This window comes from Streptomyces sp. MI02-7b (assembly GCF_033793585.1).
Lineage (GTDB): Bacteria > Actinomycetota > Actinomycetes > Streptomycetales > Streptomycetaceae > Actinacidiphila.
The window spans coordinates 297835-321768 of the sequence record NZ_JARAWX010000004.1 but is presented as its reverse complement, the minus strand read 5'-3'; the positions used below and the strand labels follow the sequence as shown (position 1 = coordinate 321768).

The window sequence follows — 23934 nt, the reverse complement described above, 5'->3', positions numbered from 1 at the left end:
GCGGACATGAGCCCCGTCCTCGCGCAGGTGCTCCAGGTCGCCGCCCTCGTGGCGGCGCTGGCCCTGGTGTACCGGCCCTTCGGCGACTACATGGCCGCCGTCTACAGCTCCCGCAGGCACTTGCGGGTCGAGCGCGTCCTGTACCGCTGCTTCGGGGCCGACCCCGACGCCGAGATGCGCTGGCCGTCCTATCTGCGAGCGGTCCTGGCCTTCTCCTTCGTGGGCGTGCTGTTCCTCTACCTGTTCCTGCGGGTCCAGAACCACCTGCCGCTCTCCCTGGGGTTCGCCGCGATCACCCCCGACCAGGCGTTCAACACCGCGACCTCGTTCGTGACCAACACGAACTGGCAGTCGTACATGGGCGAGAACACCATGGGGCACGCCGCCCAGGCCGGCGGCCTGGCGGTGCAGAACTTCGTCTCGGCGGCGGTCGGCATGGCGGTGGCCGTGGCGCTGGTCCGCGGTTTCGCCCGGTCCCGCACCGGAGATCTCGGCAACTTCTGGGCCGACATGGTCCGCGGAACCATCCGCGTCCTGCTGCCGATCGCCTTCGTCGCCGCGATCGTCCTGATGGCCTTCGGCGCGGTGCAGAACTTCGCCGGCTGGCACGACGTCACCACGCTCGCGGGTGGCCGGCAGACCCTGACCGGCGGACCGGTGGCGTCCCAGGAGGCCATCAAGGAGCTGGGCACGAACGGCGGCGGCTTCTACAACGTCAACTCGGCCCACCCCTTCGAGAACCCCGACGCGTTCACCAACCTCTTCGAGATCTTCCTGATCCTGGTGATCCCGTTCTCCCTCACCAGGACCTTCGGCACGATGGTCGGCAGTGTGAAGCAGGGCTACGCGATCCTCGCCGCCATGGGGGTCATCTGGGTGGGCTTCGTCGCCCTGATGAGCTGGGTGGAGTTCGCCCACCCCGGATCGGCGAACCAGATCGCGGGCGCCGCGCTGGAGGGCAAGGAACAGCGTTTCGGCGTCGGGGCCTCGTCGCTCTTCGCGGTCAGCACGACACTGACCTCGACCGGCGCGGTGGACTCCGCCCTCTCCTCCTTCACCGGGCTCGGCGGCGGCATCGCCCTGCTGTCGATGATGCTCGGCGAGATCGCTCCCGGCGGCACCGGTTCCGGCCTGTACGGCATCCTGATCATGGCGATCATCGCGGTGTTCCTCGCGGGTCTGATGGTCGGCCGCACCCCGGAGTTCCTGGGCAAGAAGGTCGGCACGCGCCAGATCAAGCTCGCCGCGCTCTACATCCTGGTCACCCCGGCGATCGTGCTCTGCTTCACGGCCCTGGCCATGGCGCTGCCGACCCCGCCGCACTCCATGCTGAACAGCGGCCCGCACGGTTTCTCGGAGGTGCTGTACGCCTACACCTCGGCCGGCAACAACAACGGCTCCGCCTTCGCGGGGCTGAGCGCCGACACGCAGTGGTACAACACCACGCTCGGCCTCGCGATGGTCCTCGGCCGGTTCGTGCCGATGATCTTCGTCCTGGCCCTGGCGGGTTCGCTCGCCCAGCAGAAGCCGGTCCCGGCCACCGTCGGCACCCTGCGCACCGAGAAGCCGCTCTTCGCGGGCCTGCTCGTCGGCGCGATCCTGATCGTGACGGGTCTGACCTACTTCCCGGCGCTGGCCCTCGGCCCGCTGGCGGAGGGGCTGTCATGAGCCGCCCGGACCGTACCGACCCCGCGGGGGAATCCAAGTCCACGGAATCGTCCGCGCGCGCGTCCAAGGGAGGGACGGCGCCGCACGCCCCCGACACGGGTCAGGGCGGGCGCGTCTCGGGCGGTCTGTTCGACCCGGCGCAGCTGCTGAAGTCCCTGCCGGACGCGCTGCGCAAGCTCGATCCCCGGGTGATGGTCAAGTCCCCCGTCATGTTCGTCGTCCTGGTCGGCTCGGTGCTCACCACCGTGCTGGCGGCGCTGTCCCCCGCCGCCTGGTTCGGCTGGGCGATCACCGTCTGGCTGTGGCTGACCGTGACCTTCGCCAACCTGGCGGAGGCGGTCGCCGAGGGCCGCGGCAAGGCCCAGGCCGACACCCTGCGCAAGGCCAAGACCGACACCGTCGCCCGCCGTCTGGTCGACGGCAAGGAGGAGCACGTCCCGGGCGCCGAATTGCGCGTCGGCGACCTGGTGGTGTGCGAGGCCGGTGACGTCATCCCGGGTGACGGTGACGTCGTCGAGGGCGTTGCGTCGGTGGACGAGTCGGCGATCACCGGTGAGTCGGCCCCGGTCATCCGGGAGTCCGGCGGCGACCGCTCGGCCGTCACGGGCGGCACCAAGGTGCTCTCGGACCGCATCGAGGTCCGGATCACCACCAAGCCGGGCGAGACCTTCATCGACCGGATGATCGCGCTGGTCGAGGGCGCCTCACGGCAGAAGACGCCCAACGAGATCGCGCTCAACATCCTGCTGGCCTCGCTGACCATCGTCTTCCTGCTGGCGGTCGTGACCCTGCAGCCGTTCGCGATCTACGCGGGCGCCGAGCAGTCGATGATCGTCCTGGTCGCGCTGCTGGTCTGTCTCATCCCGACGACCATCGGCGCCCTGCTGTCGGCGATCGGCATCGCGGGCATGGACCGGCTGGTGCAGCGCAATGTGCTGGCCATGTCCGGCCGTGCCGTCGAGGCCGCCGGTGACGTCTCCACCCTGCTGCTGGACAAGACCGGCACCATCACCCTCGGCAACCGCCAGGCCTCGGAGCTCGTCCCCGTGCCGGGCGGGGGCGAGGCCGAACTGGCGGACGCGGCGCAGCTGTCGTCGCTGGCCGACGAGACGCCCGAGGGCCGCTCCGTGGTCGTCCTGGCGAAGGAGAGGTACGGCCTGCGGGCCCGGAGCGAGGGCGAGCTCGGTCGCGCCGAGTTCGTGGCCTTCACCGCCCAGACCCGCATGTCCGGCGTCGACCTGGAGGACCGGAAGGTCCGCAAGGGCGCCGCGTCCGCGGTGACCGCGTGGGTCGCGCAGAACGGCGGCGACGTCGCGGCCGACGCCCAGCGGGTCGTGGACTCCATCTCCGCCGCCGGCGGCACCCCGCTGCTGGTCGCGGTGAAGGACCGTGACCGGGCCCGGGTCCTGGGTGTCATCCATCTGAAGGACGTCGTCAAGGAGGGCATGCGGGAGCGGTTCGACGAGCTGCGGCGGATGGGTATCCGCACGGTGATGATCACGGGTGACAACCCGCTGACCGCGCGGGCGATCGCGCAGGAGGCGGGTGTGGACGACTTCCTCGCGGAGGCGACGCCCGAGGACAAGATGGCGCTGATCAAGCGGGAGCAGGCGGGCGGCAAACTCGTCGCGATGACCGGTGACGGCACCAACGACGCCCCGGCGCTGGCGCAGGCCGATGTCGGCGTGGCGATGAACACCGGCACCTCGGCCGCCAAGGAGGCCGGGAACATGGTGGACCTGGACTCCAACCCGACCAAGCTGATCGAGATCGTGGAGATCGGCAAGCAGTTGCTGATCACCCGTGGCGCGCTGACGACCTTCTCCATCGCCAACGACGTGGCGAAGTACTTCGCGATCATCCCCGCGATGTTCGCGGTCGTCCACCCGGGCCTGGACAAGCTCAACATCATGCGGCTGTCCTCGCCGGAGTCCGCGATCCTGTCCGCGGTCGTCTTCAACGCGCTGATCATCATCGCGCTGGTGCCCCTCGCCCTGCGCGGTGTGCGGTACCGGCCGAGCAGCGCCGACCGGATGCTCCGCCGCAACATCGGGATCTACGGCCTCGGCGGCCTGGTCGCCCCGTTCATCGGCATCAAGATCATCGACCTGCTCATCTCCCTGATCCCCGGGATCGGCTGACGGCCATGAACGCTTCCGTACGCCATTCCGCCCGGCTGCTGTGGAGCGCGCTGCGCGCTCTGCTGGTCCTGACCGTGGTGCTCGGCGTGGCCTACCCCGTCGCGGTGTGGGGCGTGGGCCAGGCGGCCTTCCGCCGGCAGGCGGGCGGCTCGGAGGTGAGGGCCGACGGCAGGGTCGTCGGGTCGAGGCTCATCGGCCAGAACTTCACGACCGGCAAGGACTTCGCGCCCGACCCCCGGTGGTTCCAGCCGCGCCCCTCGGCCGCCGACGCGGGCGCCGGTGCGGGCCCCTACGACCCGACCCACACCAGTGCCTCCAACCTGGCGGTCACCGGCAAGACGCTGACCGACCTGGTGAAGGAGCGGGGGCAGGAGGTCGCCGCTCTCAACCACGTGCCGCGGTCCGAGGTCCCCGCCGACGCGGTCCAGGCCTCCGGCTCCGGCCTCGACCCGGACATCTCCCCGGCCTACGCGGCCGTCCAGACGGCGCGGGTCGCCAAGGCCAACGGCCTGCCCACCGCAGAGGTCGCCAGGCTCGTCGAGGAGCACACGCACGGCCGTGAGTGGGGCTTCCTCGGCGAGCCGACCGTCAACGTCCTGGAGCTCAACATCGCCCTCCGGCAGCTGGCCCGCTGACCATCCCCTCCCGTCCGCGACGGGTGCGGGCGTACGCCGTCCCGCCGTCGCGCTCCGAAGGGGGCGGCCCCGGTCCGCCGTGCACCGGCCGCAGATCCAGGCCGTGAGCCTCGAAGGGATCGCGCCCGCGCCCGGTCGGCAGGGGGGCCGCCGGCGTGGGAGAACGCGGGCCGCGCGTCAGGGACGCGTCAAGGGCGTCGGGGGCGGCGTACGGAACCCGCCAAGGCGGGGGGACGGGGCCGCGATCGCGGGAAGAGTGGTGCTCGCGAGGGGGGCCTGCGGAGGCCGCTCCGCGGTGTGCGGAGGGGGGCGCAGCCCGATGGCGGTCGCCGTCATTGCTGCGGAAGGCCGGGAGGCGCCTGCGGGGGCGCCGGAAGCGGACCCGGAAGGACGCCACCGCGTCCCGCCGGAGGCCCCCGCGCGCCGGCCACGGAGGCCGCGCGGCCGTCGCCCGGTCACCGAACCGGCACGGTTGCGCGGCTTCCGCGCGGTCGTGCTGACCGCGTGCGCCGCGCTCGCGGCCGTCCTGGTGACCGGCGGCGTGGCCGCCGACGCCTCCTGGGACGCGGTCCGGGACCACTCAGCACCCCGTGTGACCAGCGCGACCGGGCTGTACTTCGCCCTCAACGACATGGACGCCCAGATCGCCAACCAGTTGCTGGCCGGCGACACCGCGTCCCTCGCCCGGACCCGCGCCGACGCGGCCCGCGTGTACGAGCGGCGCCGCGTCGAGGCCGCCGGCTACCTCCGCGACCTGGCCGCGGCGGCCGCCGGTGATCCGGCGGGCGGGCGTGAGGTCGCCGGCGCCATCGCGGACTTCGGGGCGTACGAGGAACTGGCCGCCCGCGCCCTCGCCCTCGGCCGCACCGCGGAGTACCGCAACGCCTCGCACCTGATGCGGACGCGCCTGCTGCCCGAGGCCGACGCCCTGGTGACCGCGAACGACCGCGCCTTCGAACACACCTACCGGGACGCCCTCGGACGGGCCGCGTGGGCGCGCGCCGCGCTGATCGGCACGGGCCTGGCGCTGCTGGCCGTCCTCGTCGCGCTGCAGATCCACCTCGCGGGACGTTTCCGCCGCGTGGTCAACCCCGGTGCCGTCGCGGCCACTCTCCTCGTGCTCGCGGTGACCGTCGTGGGCGCGGCCGGGATCGGCACCCAGCGGCACGACCTGGACGTCGCCCGGCGGGACGCGTTCGACTCCGTTCTGGCCCTCACCCGCGCCCGTGCCGTCGCGTACGACGCCAACGCCGACGAGTCCCGCTACCTGCTGGACCGGGCCCACTCCGGCGCGCAGGAGGCCGCCTTCCTCGGCAAGAGCCAGCGGCTGCTGCGGGTGCCGGGCGCCACGATCGACACCTACGCCACGGGGCTCGACGACGTCCGCGTCGCCGACGGCGCGACGGGCTATTTCGGCGACGAGTTCCGGAACATCACCTTCCCCGGCGAACGCGCCGCCGCCGGCCGGGTGCTCGCCCGCTACCGGGCCTACCAGCGCGACGACCGCACCGTCCGCACCCTCGCCCGGGCCGGCCGGCACACCGAGGCCGTCGCCTACTGCACCGGCTACGGCCCCGGTGAGTCCAACCACGACTTCGCCGCCCTCGACGCGGCGCTGCGCGACGTCATCGCCATCAACATGTCCGCCTACGAACGCGCCTCCGCCGACGGCGCCCGCGGCGCGCTCCCTCAGCCGCTCGGGCTCGCGGGCGGTGTGGCCGCGGCGGCGGCCCTGGTCCTGCTGGGCCTGCGCCCCCGCCTCGCCGAGTTCCGCTGACCGGTGCCGGCGGGGGCGGCCGGTCAGCCCACGTCAAGGGGATGTCAAGGGCGCTCCGCGCGGCGTCATGGCTTCGCCAACGGCCTGGGCGGCGAAGACGGCGAAGCGCTTCGCTGCCAGTGAGGCGGTGCTCCGAACCGCACACTCCGCGCAAGGAGGCGCATCAGGTGGCGCACAGCGTCGTCGCGGGCCATCCGCCGGGCCGGGTGCCCGGTCGGCTCAAGGTGTACCTCGGCGCGGCTCCGGGGGTCGGCAAGACGTACCGGATGCTCGACGAGGGCCGACGGCGGGCCGCGCGCGGCACGGACGTGGTCGTGGCCCTCGCGGAGTGCCACGGCCGCCCGCGCACGCTGGAGATGCTGCACGGCCTGGAGGCCGTGCCCACGAGGCGGAGTACGCACCAGGGTGTGGAGCGCGCCGAACCCGACGTCGCCGCCGTGCTCGCCCGCCGTCCCGCGGTGGCGCTGGTCGACGAACTCGCCCGCACCAATGCGCCCGGCGGCCGGAACGCCAAGCGGTGGCAGGACGTCGCCGAGCTGCTGGCCGCCGGGATCGACGTGGTCACCGCGGTCGACATCCGGCACCTGGAGTCCCTGAACGACGTGGTGCGGGAGATCACCGGTGTCCCGGAGCCGGAGACCGTGCCCGACGCGATCGTCCGCCGGGCCGACCAGATCGAGCTCGTGGACATCCCGCCCGAGGGGCTGCGCCGTCGCCTGGCGCACGGAAACGTCTGCGAACCCGGCCGTATCGACGCCGCGCCGGCCCACCGCTTCCGGATCGGCGATCTCACCGCTCTGCGCGAACTGGCCCTGCTGTGGCTGGCCGGACGGGTCGACGAGGCCCTGCAGCGGTATCGCACGGAACACGGTATAGGCCGGGTCTGGGAGACCCGCGAGCGCGTCGTGGTGGCGCTGAGCGGCGGCCCGGAGGGCGAGACGCTGATCCGCCGGGCGGTACGGATCGCCGACCGCGCGGCGGGCGGGCGCACCCTCGGGGCGGGCCGGGCTCGGGACGTCCTGGCGGTGCACGTCGTCCGCAGCGACGGCCTCACGGACATCCCGCCCGGCAGCCTCGCCGAGCAGTGGCAGCTCGTGGAGGGCCTGGGCGGCAGCCACCACACCGTCGTGGGCGACCACGTGCCCACAGCGCTGCTGGACTTCGCCCGCGCCGAGAACGCCACCCAGCTGGTGGTCGGGGTGAGCCGGCGCGGCCGGCTGGCCCGGATGGTGACCGGGCCGGGCGTCGGCGAGACCACCGTCGAGCACTCCGGGGACATCGACGTCCACATGGTCACCCACGAGCGGGCCGGCCTGGGGCGCCTGCCCTCCGCGCCCGGCGGCGGAGTGCCGCCGGCGCGCAGGCTCGCCGGGCCGGTGGCCGGCCTCGTGCTGCCCGCGCTGCTGACCGTCGTGCTCGCGAACACCCGCGGGCACCTCAACCTCACCAGCCAGGCGCTGCTCTTCCTGCTCACGGTGGTCGGCGTCGCCTGCATCGGCGGGGTGGTCTCCGCGCTGCTGGCGTCGGTCGCGGCCTCGCTGCTGCTCAACTACTGGTTCATCCCGCCCGTCGGCCGCTTCACGATCAACGACACCAACAACGCCGTGGCCACCCTCGTGTTCGCCGCGGTCGCGGTGACCGTCGCGGCCATGGTCGACCGCTCGCAGCGGCTGTCCCGCCGGGCCGCCCGCGCGACGGCCGAGGCGGAGACGCTGTCCTCGCTGGCGGGCGACGTCCTGCGCGGCGACCAGGCCGTGCCCCTGCTGCTGGAGCGCACCCGCGAGGTCTTCGGAATGGACAGCGCCGAGCTGCTGACCGGAGCCGGCGAGCCGGCCGGCGGGGAGGGGCCGCCGCCGGTCATCGTGCCGATCGGCGCCGACGCCCGCCTGGTGCTGCGCGGCCGGGGTCTCGCCGCCTCGGAACGCCGGGTGCTCACCGCGTTCGCCGCCCACCTGACCGCCGCGGTCGAGCACGCCCGGCTGGCCGAGGCCGCGGCCGAGATCGAGCCGGTCAAGGCGGCCGACCGCATGCGCACCGCGCTGCTCGCCGCCGTCAGCCACGACCTGCGCACCCCCCTGGCCAGCGGCTGGGCGGCGGTGAGCTCGCTGCGCAGCAGCGACGTCGAATTCTCCGCCGAGGACCGCGAGGAACTGCTCGCCACGGCCGACGAGTCCATGGCCCGGCTCGGCCGCCTGGTGGACAACCTGCTCGACATGAGCCGCCTGCAGGCCGGCGCCCTCACGCCGCGGCCGGTGCCCACGGCGCTGTGCGAGGTGCTGCCGCTCGCCCTGGACAGCCTTCCGGAGGACCGGGCGGCGGTGCTCGCGCCGGAGCTGGAGCGGGCCCCCGACGTCCTCGCGGACGCGCCGCTGCTGGAGCGGGTGCTGGCCAATCTGGTCGCGAACGCGGTCCGGTACGCGCCCGCCGGGAAGCCCGTGCTGGTCACCGCCGGCTCGCTGGCCGACCGGGTGGAGCTGCGCGTCGCCGACCGGGGACCGGGGCTGCCGCCGGACGCGCGCGAGCGGGTCTTCGGGGCGTTCCAGCGCCTGGGCGACACTGACAACAGCACCGGCCTGGGCCTGGGGCTCGCCCTGTCCCGCGGCCTCGCCGAGGCCATGGGCGGCACCCTCGTCCCCGAGGACACACCGGGCGGCGGGCTCACCATGGTGCTGTCCCTGCCCGCCGCCCGGACGCCGCGGCAGGCGGCCGCCTGAGGACCAGTGGCCGCCACGGGGCGTCAAGGCCACGTCAACATGACCAGGTGCCGAGCACCATGTCCTGTTTGTCCTTTGCTGGGACCATAGGATTTGCAACGTCGGCGCGTCGGACGGTCGGCGCAACGAAGCGGAACGTGGAGTCATGGCACGCGGCATTTTGCGGATTTACCTGGGGGCCGCCCCTGGAGTGGGCAAGACCTACGCCATGCTCTCCGAGGCCCACCGGCGGCTGGAGCGGGGCACCGACCTTGCCGTGGCCTTCGTCGAGCACCACAGGCGCCCCCGTACCGAGGTCATGCTGCACGGCCTGGAGGTCGTACGGCGCAAGGAGATCGAGTACCGGGACACCACGTTCACCGAGATGGACGTCGACGCGGTGCTCGCCCGCCGCCCCGAGGTGGCCCTGGTCGACGAGCTCGCCCACACCAACGTCCCCGGCAGCCGCAACGAGAAGCGCTGGCAGGACGTCGAGGAACTGCTGCAGGCCGGGATCAACGTCATATCGACGGTGAACATCCAGCACCTGGAGTCGCTCGGCGACGCCGTCGAGTCGATCACCGGGGTGCGGCAGCGCGAGACCGTCCCCGACGAGGTGGTCCGCAGGGCCGACCAGATCGAGCTGGTGGACATGTCGCCGCAGGCCCTGCGCCGCCGCATGGCGCACGGCAACATCTACGCCTCCGACAAGGTCGACGCGGCCCTGTCCAACTACTTCCGGCCGGGCAACCTGACCGCGCTGCGCGAACTCGCGCTGCTGTGGGTCGCCGACCGGGTCGACGAGTACCTGCGGCAGTACCGCGCCGACCACCACATCTCGTCCACGTGGCAGGCCCGCGAGCGCATCGTGGTCGGCCTCACCGGCGGCCCCGAGGGACGCACCCTGATCCGGCGCGCGGCCCGGATGGCCGCCAAGGGCGCGGGCGGCGAGATCCTCGCCGTGCACATCGCCCGCAGCGACGGCCTGGCCGCCGGCTCGCCCAAGGAGATCGCGGTCCAGCGCACCCTGGTGGAGGACCTCGGCGGCTCCTTCCACCACGTCGTCGGCGACGACGTGCCCACCGCGCTGCTGGACTTCGCGCGCGGCGTGAACGCCACCCAGATCGTGCTGGGCACCAGCCGCCGCCCTGCCTGGCAGTACGTACTCGGCCCCGGCGTCGGCGCGACCGTGGCCCGGGAGTCCGGCCCCGACCTCGACGTGCACATCGTCACCCACGAGCGGGCCGCCAAGGGGCGCGGGCTGCCCATCGCGCGCGGCGCCCGGCTCGGCCGTTCCCGGGTGATCGCCGGCTGGCTGACCGGCGTGCTCGGCCCGGTCCTGCTCTGCGTCGTGCTGACCAATCTGCACAGCGGCCTCGGTCTGGCCACCGACATGCTGCTCTTCATGGCCCTGACGGTGGCGGCGGCGCTCACCGGCGGCCTCTACCCGGCACTGGTCTCCGCCGTCGGCGGCTCCCTGCTGCTGAACTGGTTCTTCGCGCCGCCCCTGCACACCTTCACGATCTCCAAGCCCGAGAACCTGATCGCCATCGTCATCTTCGTGGTGGTCGCCCTCGCCGTCGCCTCGGTCGTGGACCTGGCGGCCCGCCGCACGCACCAGGCGGCCAGACTCCAGTCCGAGGCGGAGATCCTGTCCTATCTGGCGGGCAGCGTGCTGCGTGGCGAGCACTCGCTGGACGCGCTGCTGGAGCGGGTACGGGAGACCTTCGGCATGGACTCCGTGGTCCTGCTGGAGCGGGCCGGCGAGCACGAGGCGTGGACCTGCGCCGCCGGTGTCGGCGGCAGCCCGTGCCTGCGCCCCGAGGACGCCGACGTGGAGGTGCCGGTCAGCGACAACCTCTCGCTCGCCCTCACCGGCCGCGTGCTGCCGGCCTCGGACCGCCGTGTGCTGTCCGCCTTCGCGGCCCAGGCGGCCGGGGTTCTGGACTGGCAGCGGTTGGAGGACGAGGCCGCCCTGGCCCGCGGGCTCGCCGAGGGCAACCGCATCCGCACCGCCCTGCTCGCCGCCGTCTCCCACGACCTGCGCACCCCCCTCGCGGGCATCAAGGCAGCGGTCAGCTCCCTGCGCTCGGACGACGTCGCCTGGTCGGAGGAGGACGAGGCCGAGCTGCTGGAGGGCATCGAGGACGGCGCCGACCGGCTGGACAACCTGGTGGGCAACCTGCTCGACATGTCCCGGCTGCAGACCGGCACCGTCAATCCGCTGATCCGCGAGATCGACCTGGACGAGGTCGTGCCCAAGGCCCTGCGCGGCGTTCCCGACGGCAGCGTCAGCCTGGACGTCCCCGAGACCCTGCCCATGGTCTCCGTGGACCCGGGACTGCTGGAGCGCAGCGTCGCCAACATCGTCGAGAACGCCGTGAAGTACAGCCCCGAGGGCACCAGGGTCCTGGTCGCCGCCAGCGCCCTCGGCGACCGCGTCGACCTGCGCGTGGTCGACCGCGGACCGGGCGTCCCCGACAGTGCCAAGGACCGCATCTTCGAGCCCTTCCAGCGCTACGGCGACGCCCCTCGCGGCAACGGTGTCGGCCTCGGCCTGGCGGTCGCCCGCGGCTTCGCCGACGCCATGGGCGCGACGCTGCACCCGGAGGACACCCCCGGCGGCGGGCTGACCATGGTGCTCACCCTGAAGGCCGCGCCCGGCAGTCCTCCCGCGACGCCGGACCTCCCCGCCGAGGCGACGACATGAGCGCGTCGCCCGGTCCCACGACCGCCGCCCCCACGAATGTCGCAGTGAACGAAAGGCAGGCCCCATGAACCGGGTGCTCGTGGTCGACGACGAGCCGCAGATCGTGCGGGCTCTCGTGATCAACCTGCGTGCCCGCAAATACGAGGTCGACGCCGCCCATGACGGTGCGACCGCGCTCGCGCTCGCGGCCGCCCGCCACCCCGACGTCATCGTGCTCGACCTCGGTCTGCCCGACATGGACGGCGTCGAGGTGATCCGGGGCCTGCGCGGCTGGACCCGGGTGCCGATCATCGTGCTCTCCGCCCGCCAGGCGTCGGACGAGAAGGTCGAGGCGCTGGACGCGGGCGCGGACGACTACGTCACCAAGCCCTTCGGCATGGACGAACTGCTGGCCCGGCTGCGCGCGGCCGTCCGGCGGGCCACGCCCGGCGGTCCCGAGGACGGCGCCGCCACGGTGGAGACCGAGTCCTTCACCGTCGACCTGGCCGCCAAGAAGGTCAACCGCGACGGCGCCGACGTGCGCCTGACCCCGACCGAGTGGCACCTGCTGGAGGTCCTGGTCCGCAACACCGGCCGCCTGGTCAGCCAGAAGCAGCTGCTCCAGGAGGTCTGGGGGCCCTCGTACGGCACGGAGAGCAACTACCTCCGGGTCTACATGGCGCAGCTGCGGCGCAAGCTGGAGGCGGATCCCGCGCATCCCCGGCACTTCATCACCGAGCCGGGGATGGGCTACCGCTTCGAGAAGTGATCCTGCCCCGCGGCCCGGTACCCTTCGGAGTATGAGTGGTACCACCCGTTCGGACCGACCTGGCGGCCGTTTTCGCCGGATGCTCGACCGCCTGTCCACCTCCCAGGAGGAGCTGCACTCCGACGAACTGCGCAAGGACACAGCGGACGTCGGGTGCACGCGGATCTGCGACTGCCACGACCGTGACATCGTCACGGTGACGGGTACACTGCGCGCAGTCACGCTGCGTCCCCGTGCGGGCGTTCCCGCGCTGGAGGCGGAGCTGTTCGACGGCTCGGCACCGCTGGACGTGGTGTGGCTCGGCCGGCGGAGCATCGTCGGCATCGAGCCGGGCCGCAGGATCATCGCGTCGGGCCGGATCTCCATGAACCGAGGCCGTCCGGTGCTGTTCAACCCCAAGTACGAGTTGCGTCCGGTCGGACAGGAGTAGCCGGTGGCGTCGATCGACAAGCGGACCGGGACAGAGCCCGGCACCGATGCCGGGCCTCAGGGCCCGGAGCACGACGCGGCCGCTTCCAGGGCGGCCGCCGACCACGCGCTCCTGGAGGCCTTCGGCGGCGTCTGGGGCATGGTGGACACCACGGTGCCCGGCCTGGTCTTCGTGCTGATCTACACGATCAACCGCGACATCAAGACCGCGGCCGCGGCCGCGCTCGGCCTCTCGCTGGTGCTGGCCCTCGCCCGGGTGGTGCGCAAGCAGACCCTCAAGCACGCCTTCAGCGGTGTCTTCGGCGTCGCCTTCGGCGCGGTCTTCGCGATGCTCTCCGGGGACGCGAAGAACTTCTACCTGCCGGGCATGCTGTACACCCTCGGGCTCGCGGTCGCCTACGTGGTCTCGGCGCTGGTGGGGTACCCCCTGATCGGGCTGCTGCTCGGCCCGATCCTGAAGGAGAACCTGTCCTGGAAGACCAGGAACCCCGGGCGGCTGGTCGCGTACACCAAGTCCACCTGGGCCTGGGGCGTCATCCTGCTGGCCAAGTCGGCGATCCTCTTCCCCCTGTACTTCTGGGGCAACGCCACCCAGCTCGGCTGGGTCAAGGTCGCACTCGGCATCCCGCCGTTCCTGCTCGCCGTCTACCTGACGTGGATCTTCCTCGCCAAGGCCCCGCCGCCGATCGACGTGATCGCCGAGATGGAGGCGGAGGAGGCCAAGGAGGCCGAGGAACGGGCCGCCAAGGAGGCCGCGGAGCGCTGACACCGCCCGCCGGCGGCTTGCTCCGCAACGAACGAAGGGGCGCCCGGAACCGCACGGTTCCGGGCGCCCCTTCGTCTGCGCGGTGCTGGTCTTGCTACGCGCCGCTGCGGACCGAGAGCAGGTCCTCCAGTTGCTCCTCGCGGTGCGGGGCCGCGACGAACAGCAGCTCGTCGCCCGCCTCCAGCGCGTCGTCCTTGGACGGGGTGAGCACCCGGTGACCGCGGATGATGGTCACCAGCGCGGTGTCCTCGGGCCAGTTCACGTCGCCGACGCGGGTGCCGACCAGCGCGGCCTCCTCGGGCAGCGTCAACTCGACGAGGTTGGCGTCACCCTGGCTGAAGCGCAGCAGCCGGACCAGGTCGCCGACGCTCACCGCCTCCTCGACCAGGGCCGACATCAGACGCGGTGTGGAGACCGCCACGTCCACGCCCCAGGCCTCGTTGAACAGCCACTCGTTCTTCGGGTTGTTCACCCGGGCGACCACGCGCGGCACGCCGTACTCCGTCTTGGCGAGCAGCGAGACCACGAGGTTGACCTTGTCGTCACCCGTGGCGGCGATCACCACATTGCAGCGCTGCAGCGCCGCCTCGTCCAGCGAGGTGATCTCGCAGGCGTCGGCCAGCAACCACTCCGCCTGCGGCACCCGCTCGACCGAGATCGAGGTGGGGTTCTTGTCGATCAGAAGGACCTCGTGGCCGTTCTCCAGCAGCTCACCCGCGATCGAGCGGCCCACGGCGCCCGCCCCGGCGATGGCGACCCTCATCGGTTCGTCTCCTCGGGACCCTTGGCGAACGCGGCCTCGACCTGCTCGACCTCGTTCGTGCGCATCATCACGTGCACGAGGTCGCCCTCCTGCAGAACCGTCTCGGACGTGGGCAGCATCGCCTCGCCGAGCCGGGTGAGGAACGCCACGCGCACTCCGGTCTCCTCCTGCAGCCGGCTGACCTTGTGGCCCACCCACGCGGTGTCGGTGTGCACCTCGGCGAGCTGCACCCCACCGCTCGGATCGCGCCACAACGGCTCGGCCCCCGACGGCAGCAGGCGGCGCAGCATCTGGTCGGCCGTCCAGCGCACCGTGGCCACGGTCGGGATGCCCAGGCGCTGGTACACCTCGGCACGGCGGGGGTCGTAGATACGGGCGGCCACGTTCTCGATGCCGAACATCTCACGGGCCACCCGGGCCGCGATGATGTTGGAGTTGTCCCCGCTGCTGACGGCGGCGAACGCGCCGGCTTCCTCGATGCCCGCCTCGCGCAGCGTGTCCTGGTCGAATCCGACCCCGGTCACGCGGCGTCCGCTGAAACCCGAGCCCAGGCGGCGGAACGCCGTCGGATCCTGGTCCACCACGGCCACTGTATGACCTTGCTGCTCAAGGGAGTGCGCGAGAGTGGAACCCACTCGCCCGCAACCCATAATCACGACGTGCACGACCGTCCTTCCGGCTGTCAACAATGTGGCCGATTCCCTCTCAGGGTCTCAGACCGCGGCCAAAGCTACACACGCACGTAACCGCTCGATAGGTGGGCGGTGGATCGAAAACCTTGACGATCCTCTAACATCCTCGGGTGTCCAAACTGACCGACCTTCCGAAACGGATCCTGATCGGGCGGGCGCTGCGGAGCGACAAGCTCGGGGAGACCCTCCTGCCCAAGCGGCTGGCCCTCCCGGTCTTCGCCTCGGACCCGCTGTCCTCCGTTGCGTACGCGCCGGGCGAGGTGCTCCTCGTCCTGTCGATCGCGGGAGTGTCGGCCTACCACTTCAGCCCCTGGATCGCGGTCGCGGTCGTGGTGCTGATGTTCACGGTCGTCGCCTCGTACCGGCAGAACGTGCACGCCTACCCCTCCGGCGGCGGCGACTACGAGGTCGCCACCACGAATCTGGGGCCGCGTGCCGGGCTCACCGTGGCCAGCGCGCTGCTCGTGGACTACGTGCTCACCGTCGCCGTGTCGGTCGCCTCGGGCGTGGAGAACCTCGGGTCCGCGGTGCCGTTCTTCGTCGAGCACAAGGTGATCGGCGCGATCGGCATGATCGTGCTGCTCATGCTGATGAACCTGCGCGGCGTCCGCGAGTCCGGGACGATCTTCGCGATCCCCACCTACGCGTTCGTGTTCGGCGTCTTCTGCATGCTGCTCTGGGGCATCTTCAAGATCGCCACCGGCAGTGAGATGCACGCCCCGACCGCGGGCTACACGATCAAGGCCGAGCACACCGGGCTGGCGAGCTTCGCCCTGGTCTTCCTGCTGCTGCGCGCCTTCTCCTCCGGCTGCGCGGCGCTCACCGGCGTCGAGGCGATCAGCAACGGCGTGCCCGCCTTCCGCAAGCCGAAGTCGAAGAACGCCGCCACGACGCTGGCCGCCATGGGCCTGCTCGCGGTGACGATGTTCTGCGGCATCATCGCGCTCGCGCTGTACACCAAGGTGCGGATGGCCGAGAACCCGGCGACCGACCTGCTGGTCAACGGCAAGCCGGTCGGCGCGGGTTACACCCAGGACCCGGTGATCGCCCAGGTCGCCTCGGCCGTCTTCGGCGACGGCTCGATCCCCTTCATCTTCCTGGCGGGGGCCACCGCCCTGGTCCTCTTCCTGGCCGCCAACACCGCCTACAACGGCTTCCCGGTGCTCGGCTCGATCCTCGCCCAGGACCGCTACCTGCCGCGGCAGCTGCACACCCGCGGCGACCGGCTCGCCTTCAGCAACGGCATCGTGCTGCTGGCCGCGTTCGCCGCGGTGCTGGTGTACCTCTACGGGGCCGACTCGACCCGGCTGATCCAGCTCTACATCGTCGGCGTCTTCGTGTCGTTCACCCTGAGCCAGATCGGCATGGTCCGGCACTGGAACCGGCACCTGGCCGACGAGACCGACCCGGCGGTGCGCCGTCACATGATCCGCTCACGCGCGATCAACACCTTCGGCGCCTTCTTCACCGGTCTGGTGCTGGTCGTCGTCCTGCTGACCAAGTTCACCCACGGCGCCTGGGTCGCGGTGCTCGGCATGGGCCTGTTCTACGCCACGATGACCGCCATCCGCCGCCACTACGACCGGGTCTCCAGCGAGCTCGCCGCCGCGGAGGAGCCCGGCGAGGAGGAGGCCAAGCCCTCCCGGGTGCACTCGATCGTGCTGGTCTCCAAGGTCCACAAGCCCACGCTGCGCGCCCTGACCTACGCCAAGCTGTTCCGCTCGGACACGCTGGAGGCGCTCAGCATCAACGTCGACCCCGCCGACACCAAGTCGCTGCAGGCCGAATGGCAGCGGCGCGGCATCGACGTGCCGCTGAAGGTGCTGGACTCGCCCTACCGCGAGATCACCCGGCCGATCGTCGATTACGTCAAGAGCCTGCGCCGCAGCAGCCCGCGCGACGTCGTCTCGATCTTCATCCCGGAGTACGTGGTCGGCCGCTGGTACGAGCATCTGCTGCACAACCAGAGCGCCCTGCGGCTCAAGGGCCGGCTGCTGTTCACCCCCGGTGTGATGGTCACCTCGGTGCCCTGGCAGCTGGAGTCCTCCGAGCGTGCCAAGGTCCGGGCCCGCAAGGGCGCCGAGTGGAACGCGCCCGGTTCGGTGCGCCGCGGCGAGGTCGGCCGCCCGCGCAGGCGCCGGGAGCCCAGCGGACGGGCGTGAGGGGAGGGCGGTGGCGCACCGTAGACTGGTGAGCTGCCGTCCTCATCCCGCCCCCGTTGTCAGGAGCCCGTTCCGAGATGCAGCACCGTACGAAGGCCCCTGAGGCCGACGCCCTCGTCGGCGAGCGCTACGAGGTCGAGGTCGGCCCCGTCGCGCACGGCGGTCACTGCGTCGCCCGCCACGAGGGCCAGGTGCTGTTCGTCCGGCACGCCCTCCCCGGCGAGCGCGTGATCGCCGAGGTCACCGAGGGCGGCCCGGACTCCCGCTTCCTGCGCGCCGACGCGGTGGAGATCCTCCAGGCCTCCCCTGACCGGGTCGAGGCGCCCTGCCCCTTCTCCGGACCGGGCAAGTGCGGGGGCTGCGACTGGCAGCACGCGGCGCCCGGCGCGCAGCGGCGGCTGAAGGTCCAGGTCATCACCGAGCAGCTGGAGCGGCTCGGCGGCCTCACCCCGCAGGAGGCCGGCTGGGACGGCACCGTGGAGCCCGCGCCGGGCGACAAGGTCGCCAAGGGCGAGGTCCCGGCCTGGCGCACCCGCGTCCAGTACGCCGTCGACGCTGAGGGGCACGCGGGCCTGCGCCGCCACCGCTCCCACGAGGTCGAGCGGATCGACCGCTGCCTGATCGCCGCCCCGGGCGTTTCCGAGCTGGGCGTGGAGTCCCGCGACTGGCCGGGCATCGCCACCGTCGAGGCGATCTCCGCCACCGGCTCCTCCGACCGGCAGGTCATCGTCACGCCGCGTCCCGGCGGCCGGCTGCCCATCGTGGAGCTCGACCGGCCGGTGTCGGTCATGCGGGTCGACGAGCAGGGCGGTGTGCACCGCGTCCACGGCCGCGGCTTCGTCCGCGAACGGGCCGACGACCGCACCTGGCGCGTCGGGTCCGGCGGCTTCTGGCAGGTCCACCCGATGGCCGCCGAGCTCCTGGTCGAGGCCGTCATGCAGGGCCTCACGCCCCGCAAGGGCGAGACCGCCCTCGACCTGTACTGCGGCGTGGGCCTGTTCGCCGGCGCCCTGGCCGAGCGCGTCGGCGAGACCGGTGCCGTGCTCGGCATCGAGTCCGGCAAGCGCGCGGTGGAGGACGCCCGCCACAATCTCGGCGACCTCGACCGGGTCCGCATCGAACAGGGCAAGGTCGAGACCGTCCTGCCCCGCACCGGCATCACCGAGGCCGACCTCGTCGTCCTCGACCCGCCCCGCACCGGCGCGGGCCACGCGACCGTCCGCCACGTCGCCTCCCTGGGCCCCCGCCGCATCGCCTACGTCGCCTGCGACCCCGCCGCCCTCGCCCGCGACCTGCGCTGGTTCGGCGAAGCCGGCTATGTCCCGCGGCGCATGCGGGCGTTCGACCTCTTCCCGATGACGCACCACGTGGAGTGCGTCGCGATTCTGGAGCCCGCGCCCGAACCTTCCTGACCCGCTGTCCTGTGCGGGCGTGCCATGGCGCGCCGCGGGCGTTGCGGTCGGCGTCCCCCCGCGGGACGACGCCCGTGACGCCGGTTCCGGCGGGCGCCGGACCGGCCGGCGGATCGGGACGTGTGCCCGGGAGCAACCCCTCCGGCGCGACCGCGTCCGACCGGCCGTCACGGGCGGGGCGCCGAGCGGCCGTTGTCGTTCGCGTGGGAGGTCCCTCCCGGCCGCGCCGATGCGGTTCCGGACGTGATCCGCGTCACCGGCCGTGACCGAGGGGTGCCGGGCCGGGGCCGGGCGGCGGCCTGGCACGGTCCACCGGGCAGGACGTGCAGACTGGTGGCATGCAGACTTCCGAGGCGCGGGGGGAACCGGCGCAGGCGGCACCGCTGAGGCGGGCGGACGCACGCCGGAATCACGAGCGGGTCGTGGCGGCCGCGATCGAGGTGTTCGCCGAGTTCGGCCCGCAGGCCACCGTGCCGCAGATCGCGGCCCGGGCGGGGGTCGGCAAGGCCACGGTGTACCGGAGCTTCCCGGCCAAGGAGGATCTGGTCGAGGCGATCGCGCAACTGCGCCTTGAGGAACTCAAGCGGGACACGGAGGCCGCGCTGGGCGAGACCGGCCCCGAGCGCGCGTTCCACGCCTATGTGCTGCGGCTCTTCGAGAACCTGGCCCGCGACCGGCTGCTGGCCGGACGGCTGGCCGAGGCGACCTCGCCCGCGGCCGGCTCGGTCCTGACCGTGCTGACGGAGTTGATGCAGGCGGCCAAGGTGTCCGGGACGGTCCGCGAGGACGCGACGTTGCTGGATCTGCGCGTCATCCTGTGCGGTGCGGCCCTGCAGCTCATGACCGTCGCGGAACGCGATCCGGCGGTGTGGCGGCGCTACGGGGAACTGGTGCTCCAGGCACTGCGGCCCTGAGCGCGGACGCCGGGCGCCCTCGGGTCACTGCGCGTCGGCGCCGGGGCCGGGGGCGTCGTCGGACAGGAGGGGTTCCCCGGCGCCGTACACCTTCGTGATCTCGACGTCGAGCACGGTGCACACCCTGCTGAACGACCAGTAGTAGCCCGCCACCTGCAGTACCTCGACGAGTTCGCGCGCGCTGAGGAACCGCCGTGCCTCCCCGAAGATCTCGTCGGACACCCGTGGGTGCCGCACCACCTCTGCGGTGAGGCGGACGACCGCCCGGTCGTACGGGGACAGGCCGGGGCTCTCCGGTTCCCGGTCGGCGATGAGCCGGCGGGTTGCTTCGTCGATACCGGCGGCCTGCGCCATCGGCTCGTGCTGAGCCGCGACGAAGGCGCAGTCCGCGTACGCGGCCACCGTGAGGATCACCAGCTCCCGCGAGCGGGCGGGCAGTTCCAGCGAGGTGAACTGCGCCTTGGCGAGCTCGATGAAGGGCCGCACCGTGCCGGCCGCGTGGGACAGCATCTTGACCAGCGGGTCCGGCGGGAGGAAGGAGAGGAATTCGCGTACGTCGGCGGGGAGCGTGTCGGGGTCGGGGTTCGCCAGGCGGGGCATGTGGTTCTCCGTTCGCAGGGGTGGACGGGCGGATCAGGCGGCAGGGTCCGTGGCGACGCTGAAGCCCGTCTCGCTCAGGTGCCGGAACCTGCCGTCCTCGGCGAGCGTGCCGAAGACGGCGATCTCCCGGTGCTGGGTGGAGCCGTCCGCCAGGGTGATCTCGAAGACGTGCCGTTCGGCATAGGTGGAGCCGTCCCGCAGTTCGTCGAGCACGGTCACGGTGCCCCGGGTGATCCCGGCGCGGGTGCGGGCGACCATGGCGGCGAACTCCGCGCGGTCCATGGTCGTGCCGTCGCTGCGGTGGGTGTAGTCGGGGGCGTAGTACGTGTCCAGGGCCTCGTCCAGGGGGAGTCGGGGCTCGAACACCAGGGCCGTGAGGGCTTCGCTGATCCGTGCGTGGGTCATCGCTCGTGTGTCCTTCCGAGAGGCGGTGCACAGAGATGTGGACTCAAAGGTCCGGATGACCGAACGGTACCGGACCTGCGAGTCCGGTACCAACGTGAGGCCGGTCATACGGGCGCGCGGCAGCGCGCGGCCGGCCCTGGAGTGTGCTCTGGTGGTCGCCGTGGCGGCGGAGCGGCCCCGCGTCAGACGGCGGGGGTGGGTGTCCCGGTGCGGACGCCGCGAATTCCGGCGACGAGGAGCTCGACGCCGCGCGCGTAGTAGACGTCGCCACTCGCGCAGGACGCCAGTGCGCCCGCCGCGGCGACGAGGTGCGGGTAGCGCACGGGGGAGAGCGACTCCAGTGACGCCCGCTTCGCCTGGACCGCGTCCTCCCGGGCCTGCGGGTCCTCGGTCTGGACCCGCCCCGGTTCGGTCACGACGAGCGTGACCATCGAGCACAGGGACTGGCTCGCGATCTCCGCACCCTGCTCGACCCCGAAGCCGGCGGCGGCCAGCAGTTCCAGGGTCCGCTCCGCGATGGCGAGCCCAGGCGGCGAGCCCAGGATGCGGGTGGTGACGAGCCCGGCCGCCGCGGCGTGCGGGCGCAGGACGGTGAGCAGCGCGGTGAGCACGTCGCGCAGCTGGACGTCCCAGACGCGGTCGTCCGGTTCGGGGAGCCGGACCTCGGACAGCAGGCGCTCGGCGATGGCGTCGAGGATCTGGTCCTTGTCGCGGAAGTGCCGGTAGAGGGCCATCGGCGAGACCCCGTGCTCCTGGCCCACGCGGCGCGTGGTGACGGCGGTCAGTCCCTCCGCGTCGGCGAGGGCGAGGGCCGTGGTCACGAGGACGTCGCGGTCCAGGCGCTTTCGCGGTGACTCCATGTGCGCCCTCCCTGACCGGCCGGGTTTACAGCGTACATGTGCGGGGGCTTGTGCGAGGACAGGCTTGTTTACGCTGTAATCTCATGCCTATGCTTACGCTGTAAACATCGCTCCCCCCGGCACGGTTCCGGCCCGTTCCCGGTCCGGGGAGGCGGCATTCGAAGGCGTGACAACTCCCCTGTCCCACCCTCCCGTTCTCCCGTTCTGACGAGGAATTCCATGCGGCGCAGCCCTTGGGCGACCCTGACGGTGTTGGCCCTCGCACAATTCACCGTGGTGCTCGACGTGACGATCGTGAACGTCGCACTGCCCCATATCCAGACCGATCTGGACTTCACCACCGACGGCCTCCAGTGGGTCATCAGCGCGTACACCCTGTTGTTCGGCGGATTCCTGCTGCTCGGCGGCCGCGCCGCCGACCTGCTGGGCTCCCGGCGGGTCTTCCTCGCCGGCCTCGCCCTCTTCGGCGTCACCTCGCTCGTCGTCGGCCTGGCCGACACCCCCGGTGAGCTGATCGCCGCCCGGGCGGTGCAGGGGCTGGGCGGGGCGCTGATGTCCCCGGCGGCGCTGTCGATCCTGACCGTCACCTTCGCGCACGGCAGGCAGCGGAACATCGCCATGGGCGTGTGGGGCGGCCTGGCGGGCCTCGGCGGCACGCTGGGCGTGGTGGCCGGCGGACTGCTCGTCGACTCCCTCGGCTGGCGCTGGGTCTTCTTCGTCAACGTCCCCGTCGTCGTGGCCCTGATCGCGGCCACCCCGCTGATCATCCGCGCCACGGCACGGCAGGCGGGCCGCGGATTCGACGTCCTGGGCTCGGGCCTGAGCACCGCGGGACTGCTGGCCGTGGTCTACGGCGTGGTACGCGCCGAGCCGGTGGGCTGGGGCTCGGCCGAGGTGGTCGTCTGCCTCGTCGCGGGGGTGGCCCTGCTGGCCGCCTTCGTCGCGGTCGAGGCCCGTTCCGCGGCGCCCCTGGTGCCGCTGCGGCTCTTCCGTTCCCGTGCCCTCAGCTCGTCCAGCGGCGCCCTGGCCCTCAACGGCGCGGCCTTCCTGACGATGTTCTTCCTGACCGCGATCTACCTGCAGCAGGTCCGTGGCGCCTCGGCGCTGAGGACCGGTATGGAGATCCTGCCGATGGGTGCCGCCGCCATCCTCGTCGCCGTGGTGACCCCTCCGCTGGTGCACCGCTTCGGCACGCGCACCGTCCAGTTGTCCGGCGCCGTGCTCAGTGCGCTGAGCCTGCTGCTGCTCGCCCGGACGGGCGCGGACAGCGGATACGCCTCGCACCTGCTGCCGGGGCTCATCCTTTTCGGGGCCGGCATCATCGCCGTCGGCGTCCCCGCCCAGATCGCGGCCGTCGTGGACGTCGAGCACCACGAGGCGGGTGCGGCCTCTGGCGTGGTCACCGCCTTCTACCAGGTCGGCGGCGCGCTGGGGCTGGCCCTCGCGACGACCCTGTCCGTCTCGCGTGCCGACGCCGCGCTCGCCGACGGCACGGCGCCGCAGCAGGCTCTGGTCGAGGGCTTCCACCGCGGGCTGCTCGTTGCGGCCGCCTTCGCCGTGGTCAATGTGCTGGTGACCCTCGCCTCACCCAGGATCGCGCCGAGCGCGGAGCAGATCGCCGAGGCCGCGGCCGCTGCCTGATGTGGCGTCACATCGGGTGCTCGAATGGGCCGTTGGGCGACCGGTTCTGCCGGGTCCCGAGGGTGCCGCGCGGCGTCCGCTCGCGGCGAGGGCGCCGTGTGCGGTGAGACGCGTGCCACTTCCGATGCCGGAACTGGCGGATTGCGGCATAGTCGTTTAACGTTCAACCATGCGGAGGGCGGTGCCCTGCCCGCAAGATCCGGCACAGCAAGGAGCGATACACGTGACACGCGTCTCGATCATTTACTACTCGGCCACCGGCTCGGTGCGGAGCCTGGCGCAGGCGATCGCCGAGGGCGCGCAGAAGGAGGGGGCGGAGGTCCGGCTGCGTCGCGTGGCGGAGCTCGCGCCCGAGGCCGCGATCAACAGCAACCCCGTGTGGGCCGAGAACCACCGCGTCTCGCAGGAGATCCCCGAGGCCACCAACGACGACCTCGAGTGGGCTGACGCCGTGCTCGTCGGCTCGCCGACCCGCTTCGGCCTGCCGGCCGCGCAGCTCAAGCAGTTCCTCGACCAGACCGGCCCGCTGTGGGCCCAGGGCAAGCTGGCGAACAAGGTCTACGCCTCCTTCACCTCCGCGGCCAACGCCCACGGCGGTCAGGAGAGCACCATCCTGGCGATCAACAACACCTTCTACCACTGGGGTGGACTCATCGCGTCCCCCGGCTACACGGACCCGCTGCTCTTCGCGGCCGGTGGCAACCCCTACGGCCCCTCGCACCCCTCCAACAACGGTGCCGACCTCCCGGACGCCGCCCGTCTGGAGGCCGCCCAGTACCTGGGTGCCCGCGTGACCCGCATCGCCGCCGCGCTCAAGCCCGGTGGCTCCCTCTGACCTTCCCGGTCGGCCGAAGGCCGCCGTCCCTCCGGGGGCGGCGGCCTTCGCGTATGTGCGGCGGGCCGGGTGAACCAGGAGGG

General features: G+C 72.4%; 19 protein-coding genes. 14 read left to right on the top strand and 5 right to left on the bottom strand.

The window, feature by feature from the left end:
- The first annotated feature begins 6 nt into the window (after positions 1-6).
- The 9 genes from kdpA to PV364_RS08315 all read left to right on the top strand — a co-directional run bounded on the left by kdpA (position 7) and on the right by PV364_RS08315 (position 13567).
- The gene (gene kdpA / locus PV364_RS08355; RefSeq protein WP_319659092.1) at positions 7-1668 is read left to right on the top strand and encodes a potassium-transporting ATPase subunit KdpA; all 1662 of its coding nucleotides are present in this window, start codon (positions 7-9) and stop codon (positions 1666-1668) included.
- Positions 1665-3809, top strand: a complete 2145-nt coding sequence (kdpB, locus tag PV364_RS08350) for a potassium-transporting ATPase subunit KdpB (RefSeq protein ID WP_319659091.1) — start codon at positions 1665-1667, stop codon at positions 3807-3809. Before kdpA ends, kdpB begins: the two co-directional genes overlap by 4 nt.
- A gap of 5 nt (positions 3810-3814) precedes the next feature.
- Positions 3815-4444, top strand: a complete 630-nt coding sequence (gene kdpC, locus PV364_RS08345) for a potassium-transporting ATPase subunit KdpC (protein WP_319659090.1) — start codon at positions 3815-3817, stop codon at positions 4442-4444.
- A 472-nt stretch (positions 4445-4916) separates the two neighbouring features.
- Positions 4917-6221, top strand: coding sequence for a hypothetical protein (locus tag PV364_RS08340; protein ID WP_319659089.1), 1305 nt, complete (start codon positions 4917-4919; stop codon positions 6219-6221).
- A gap of 167 nt (positions 6222-6388) precedes the next feature.
- A complete protein-coding gene (locus tag PV364_RS08335) occupies positions 6389-8935 on the top strand; it encodes an ATP-binding protein (RefSeq protein WP_319659088.1) in 2547 nt (848 codons plus the stop codon).
- A 145-nt stretch (positions 8936-9080) separates the two neighbouring features.
- Positions 9081-11624 (top strand): sensor histidine kinase KdpD, encoded by a 2544-nt coding sequence (locus PV364_RS08330; RefSeq protein WP_319659087.1) that lies wholly within the window; start codon positions 9081-9083, stop codon positions 11622-11624.
- 64 nt (positions 11625-11688) lie between these two features.
- Positions 11689-12372, top strand: a complete 684-nt coding sequence (locus PV364_RS08325; RefSeq protein ID WP_319659086.1) for a response regulator — start codon at positions 11689-11691, stop codon at positions 12370-12372.
- Between the two features lie 31 nt (positions 12373-12403).
- Complete coding sequence (locus PV364_RS08320) at positions 12404-12802, top strand: OB-fold nucleic acid binding domain-containing protein (RefSeq protein WP_319659085.1); 399 nt, start codon at positions 12404-12406, stop codon at positions 12800-12802.
- A gap of 3 nt (positions 12803-12805) precedes the next feature.
- Complete coding sequence (locus PV364_RS08315; RefSeq protein WP_319659084.1) at positions 12806-13567, top strand: DUF3159 domain-containing protein; 762 nt, start codon at positions 12806-12808, stop codon at positions 13565-13567.
- Positions 13568-13661: 94 nt separating this feature from the next.
- Here the strand turns inward: PV364_RS08315 and PV364_RS08310 are convergent, their stop codons facing one another.
- Positions 13662-14330 carry a potassium channel family protein gene (locus tag PV364_RS08310; RefSeq protein WP_319659083.1) on the bottom strand — a complete coding sequence of 223 codons (669 nt, stop codon included), beginning with the start codon at positions 14328-14330 and terminating at the stop codon, positions 13662-13664.
- On the bottom strand, positions 14327-14995 hold the full coding sequence (locus PV364_RS08305) for a TrkA family potassium uptake protein (RefSeq protein ID WP_319659082.1): 669 nt from the start codon (positions 14993-14995) through the stop codon (positions 14327-14329). The genes PV364_RS08310 and PV364_RS08305 overlap by 4 nt, the downstream gene beginning before the upstream one ends.
- Before the next feature lie 137 nt (positions 14996-15132).
- Between PV364_RS08305 and PV364_RS08300 the strand changes: the two genes are divergently transcribed.
- The 3 genes from PV364_RS08300 (at position 15133) to PV364_RS08290 (ending at position 19510) form a co-directional block, all read left to right on the top strand.
- Positions 15133-17184, top strand: coding sequence for an APC family permease (locus PV364_RS08300; RefSeq protein WP_319659081.1), 2052 nt, complete (start codon positions 15133-15135; stop codon positions 17182-17184).
- Between the two features lie 77 nt (positions 17185-17261).
- The gene (locus tag PV364_RS08295) at positions 17262-18596 is read left to right on the top strand and encodes a class I SAM-dependent RNA methyltransferase (RefSeq protein ID WP_319659080.1); all 1335 of its coding nucleotides are present in this window, start codon (positions 17262-17264) and stop codon (positions 18594-18596) included.
- A 338-nt stretch (positions 18597-18934) separates the two neighbouring features.
- A complete protein-coding gene (locus PV364_RS08290) occupies positions 18935-19510 on the top strand; it encodes a helix-turn-helix domain-containing protein (RefSeq protein WP_319659079.1) in 576 nt (191 codons plus the stop codon).
- Positions 19511-19534: 24 nt separating this feature from the next.
- Here PV364_RS08290 and PV364_RS08285 read toward each other — a convergent pair whose 3' ends face one another.
- The 3 genes from PV364_RS08285 to PV364_RS08275 all read right to left on the bottom strand — a co-directional run bounded on the left by PV364_RS08285 (position 19535) and on the right by PV364_RS08275 (position 21375).
- Positions 19535-20110 (bottom strand): carboxymuconolactone decarboxylase family protein, encoded by a 576-nt coding sequence (locus PV364_RS08285; protein ID WP_319659078.1) that lies wholly within the window; start codon positions 20108-20110, stop codon positions 19535-19537.
- A 33-nt stretch (positions 20111-20143) separates the two neighbouring features.
- Positions 20144-20515, bottom strand: coding sequence for a nuclear transport factor 2 family protein (locus tag PV364_RS08280; RefSeq protein ID WP_319659077.1), 372 nt, complete (start codon positions 20513-20515; stop codon positions 20144-20146).
- Positions 20516-20697: 182 nt separating this feature from the next.
- A complete protein-coding gene (locus PV364_RS08275) occupies positions 20698-21375 on the bottom strand; it encodes a TetR/AcrR family transcriptional regulator (protein ID WP_319659076.1) in 678 nt (225 codons plus the stop codon).
- Positions 21376-21627: 252 nt separating this feature from the next.
- Here PV364_RS08275 and PV364_RS08270 point away from each other — a divergent pair, with 252 nt between their 5' ends.
- Both PV364_RS08270 and wrbA read left to right on the top strand, forming a co-directional pair.
- Entirely contained in the window at positions 21628-23016 is a 1389-nt protein-coding gene (locus tag PV364_RS08270; RefSeq protein ID WP_319659075.1) for an MFS transporter, read from the top strand.
- 169 nt (positions 23017-23185) lie between these two features.
- Positions 23186-23851 (top strand): NAD(P)H:quinone oxidoreductase, encoded by a 666-nt coding sequence (wrbA, locus tag PV364_RS08265; RefSeq protein ID WP_415924533.1) that lies wholly within the window; start codon positions 23186-23188, stop codon positions 23849-23851.
- Positions 23852-23934 lie beyond the last annotated feature (83 nt).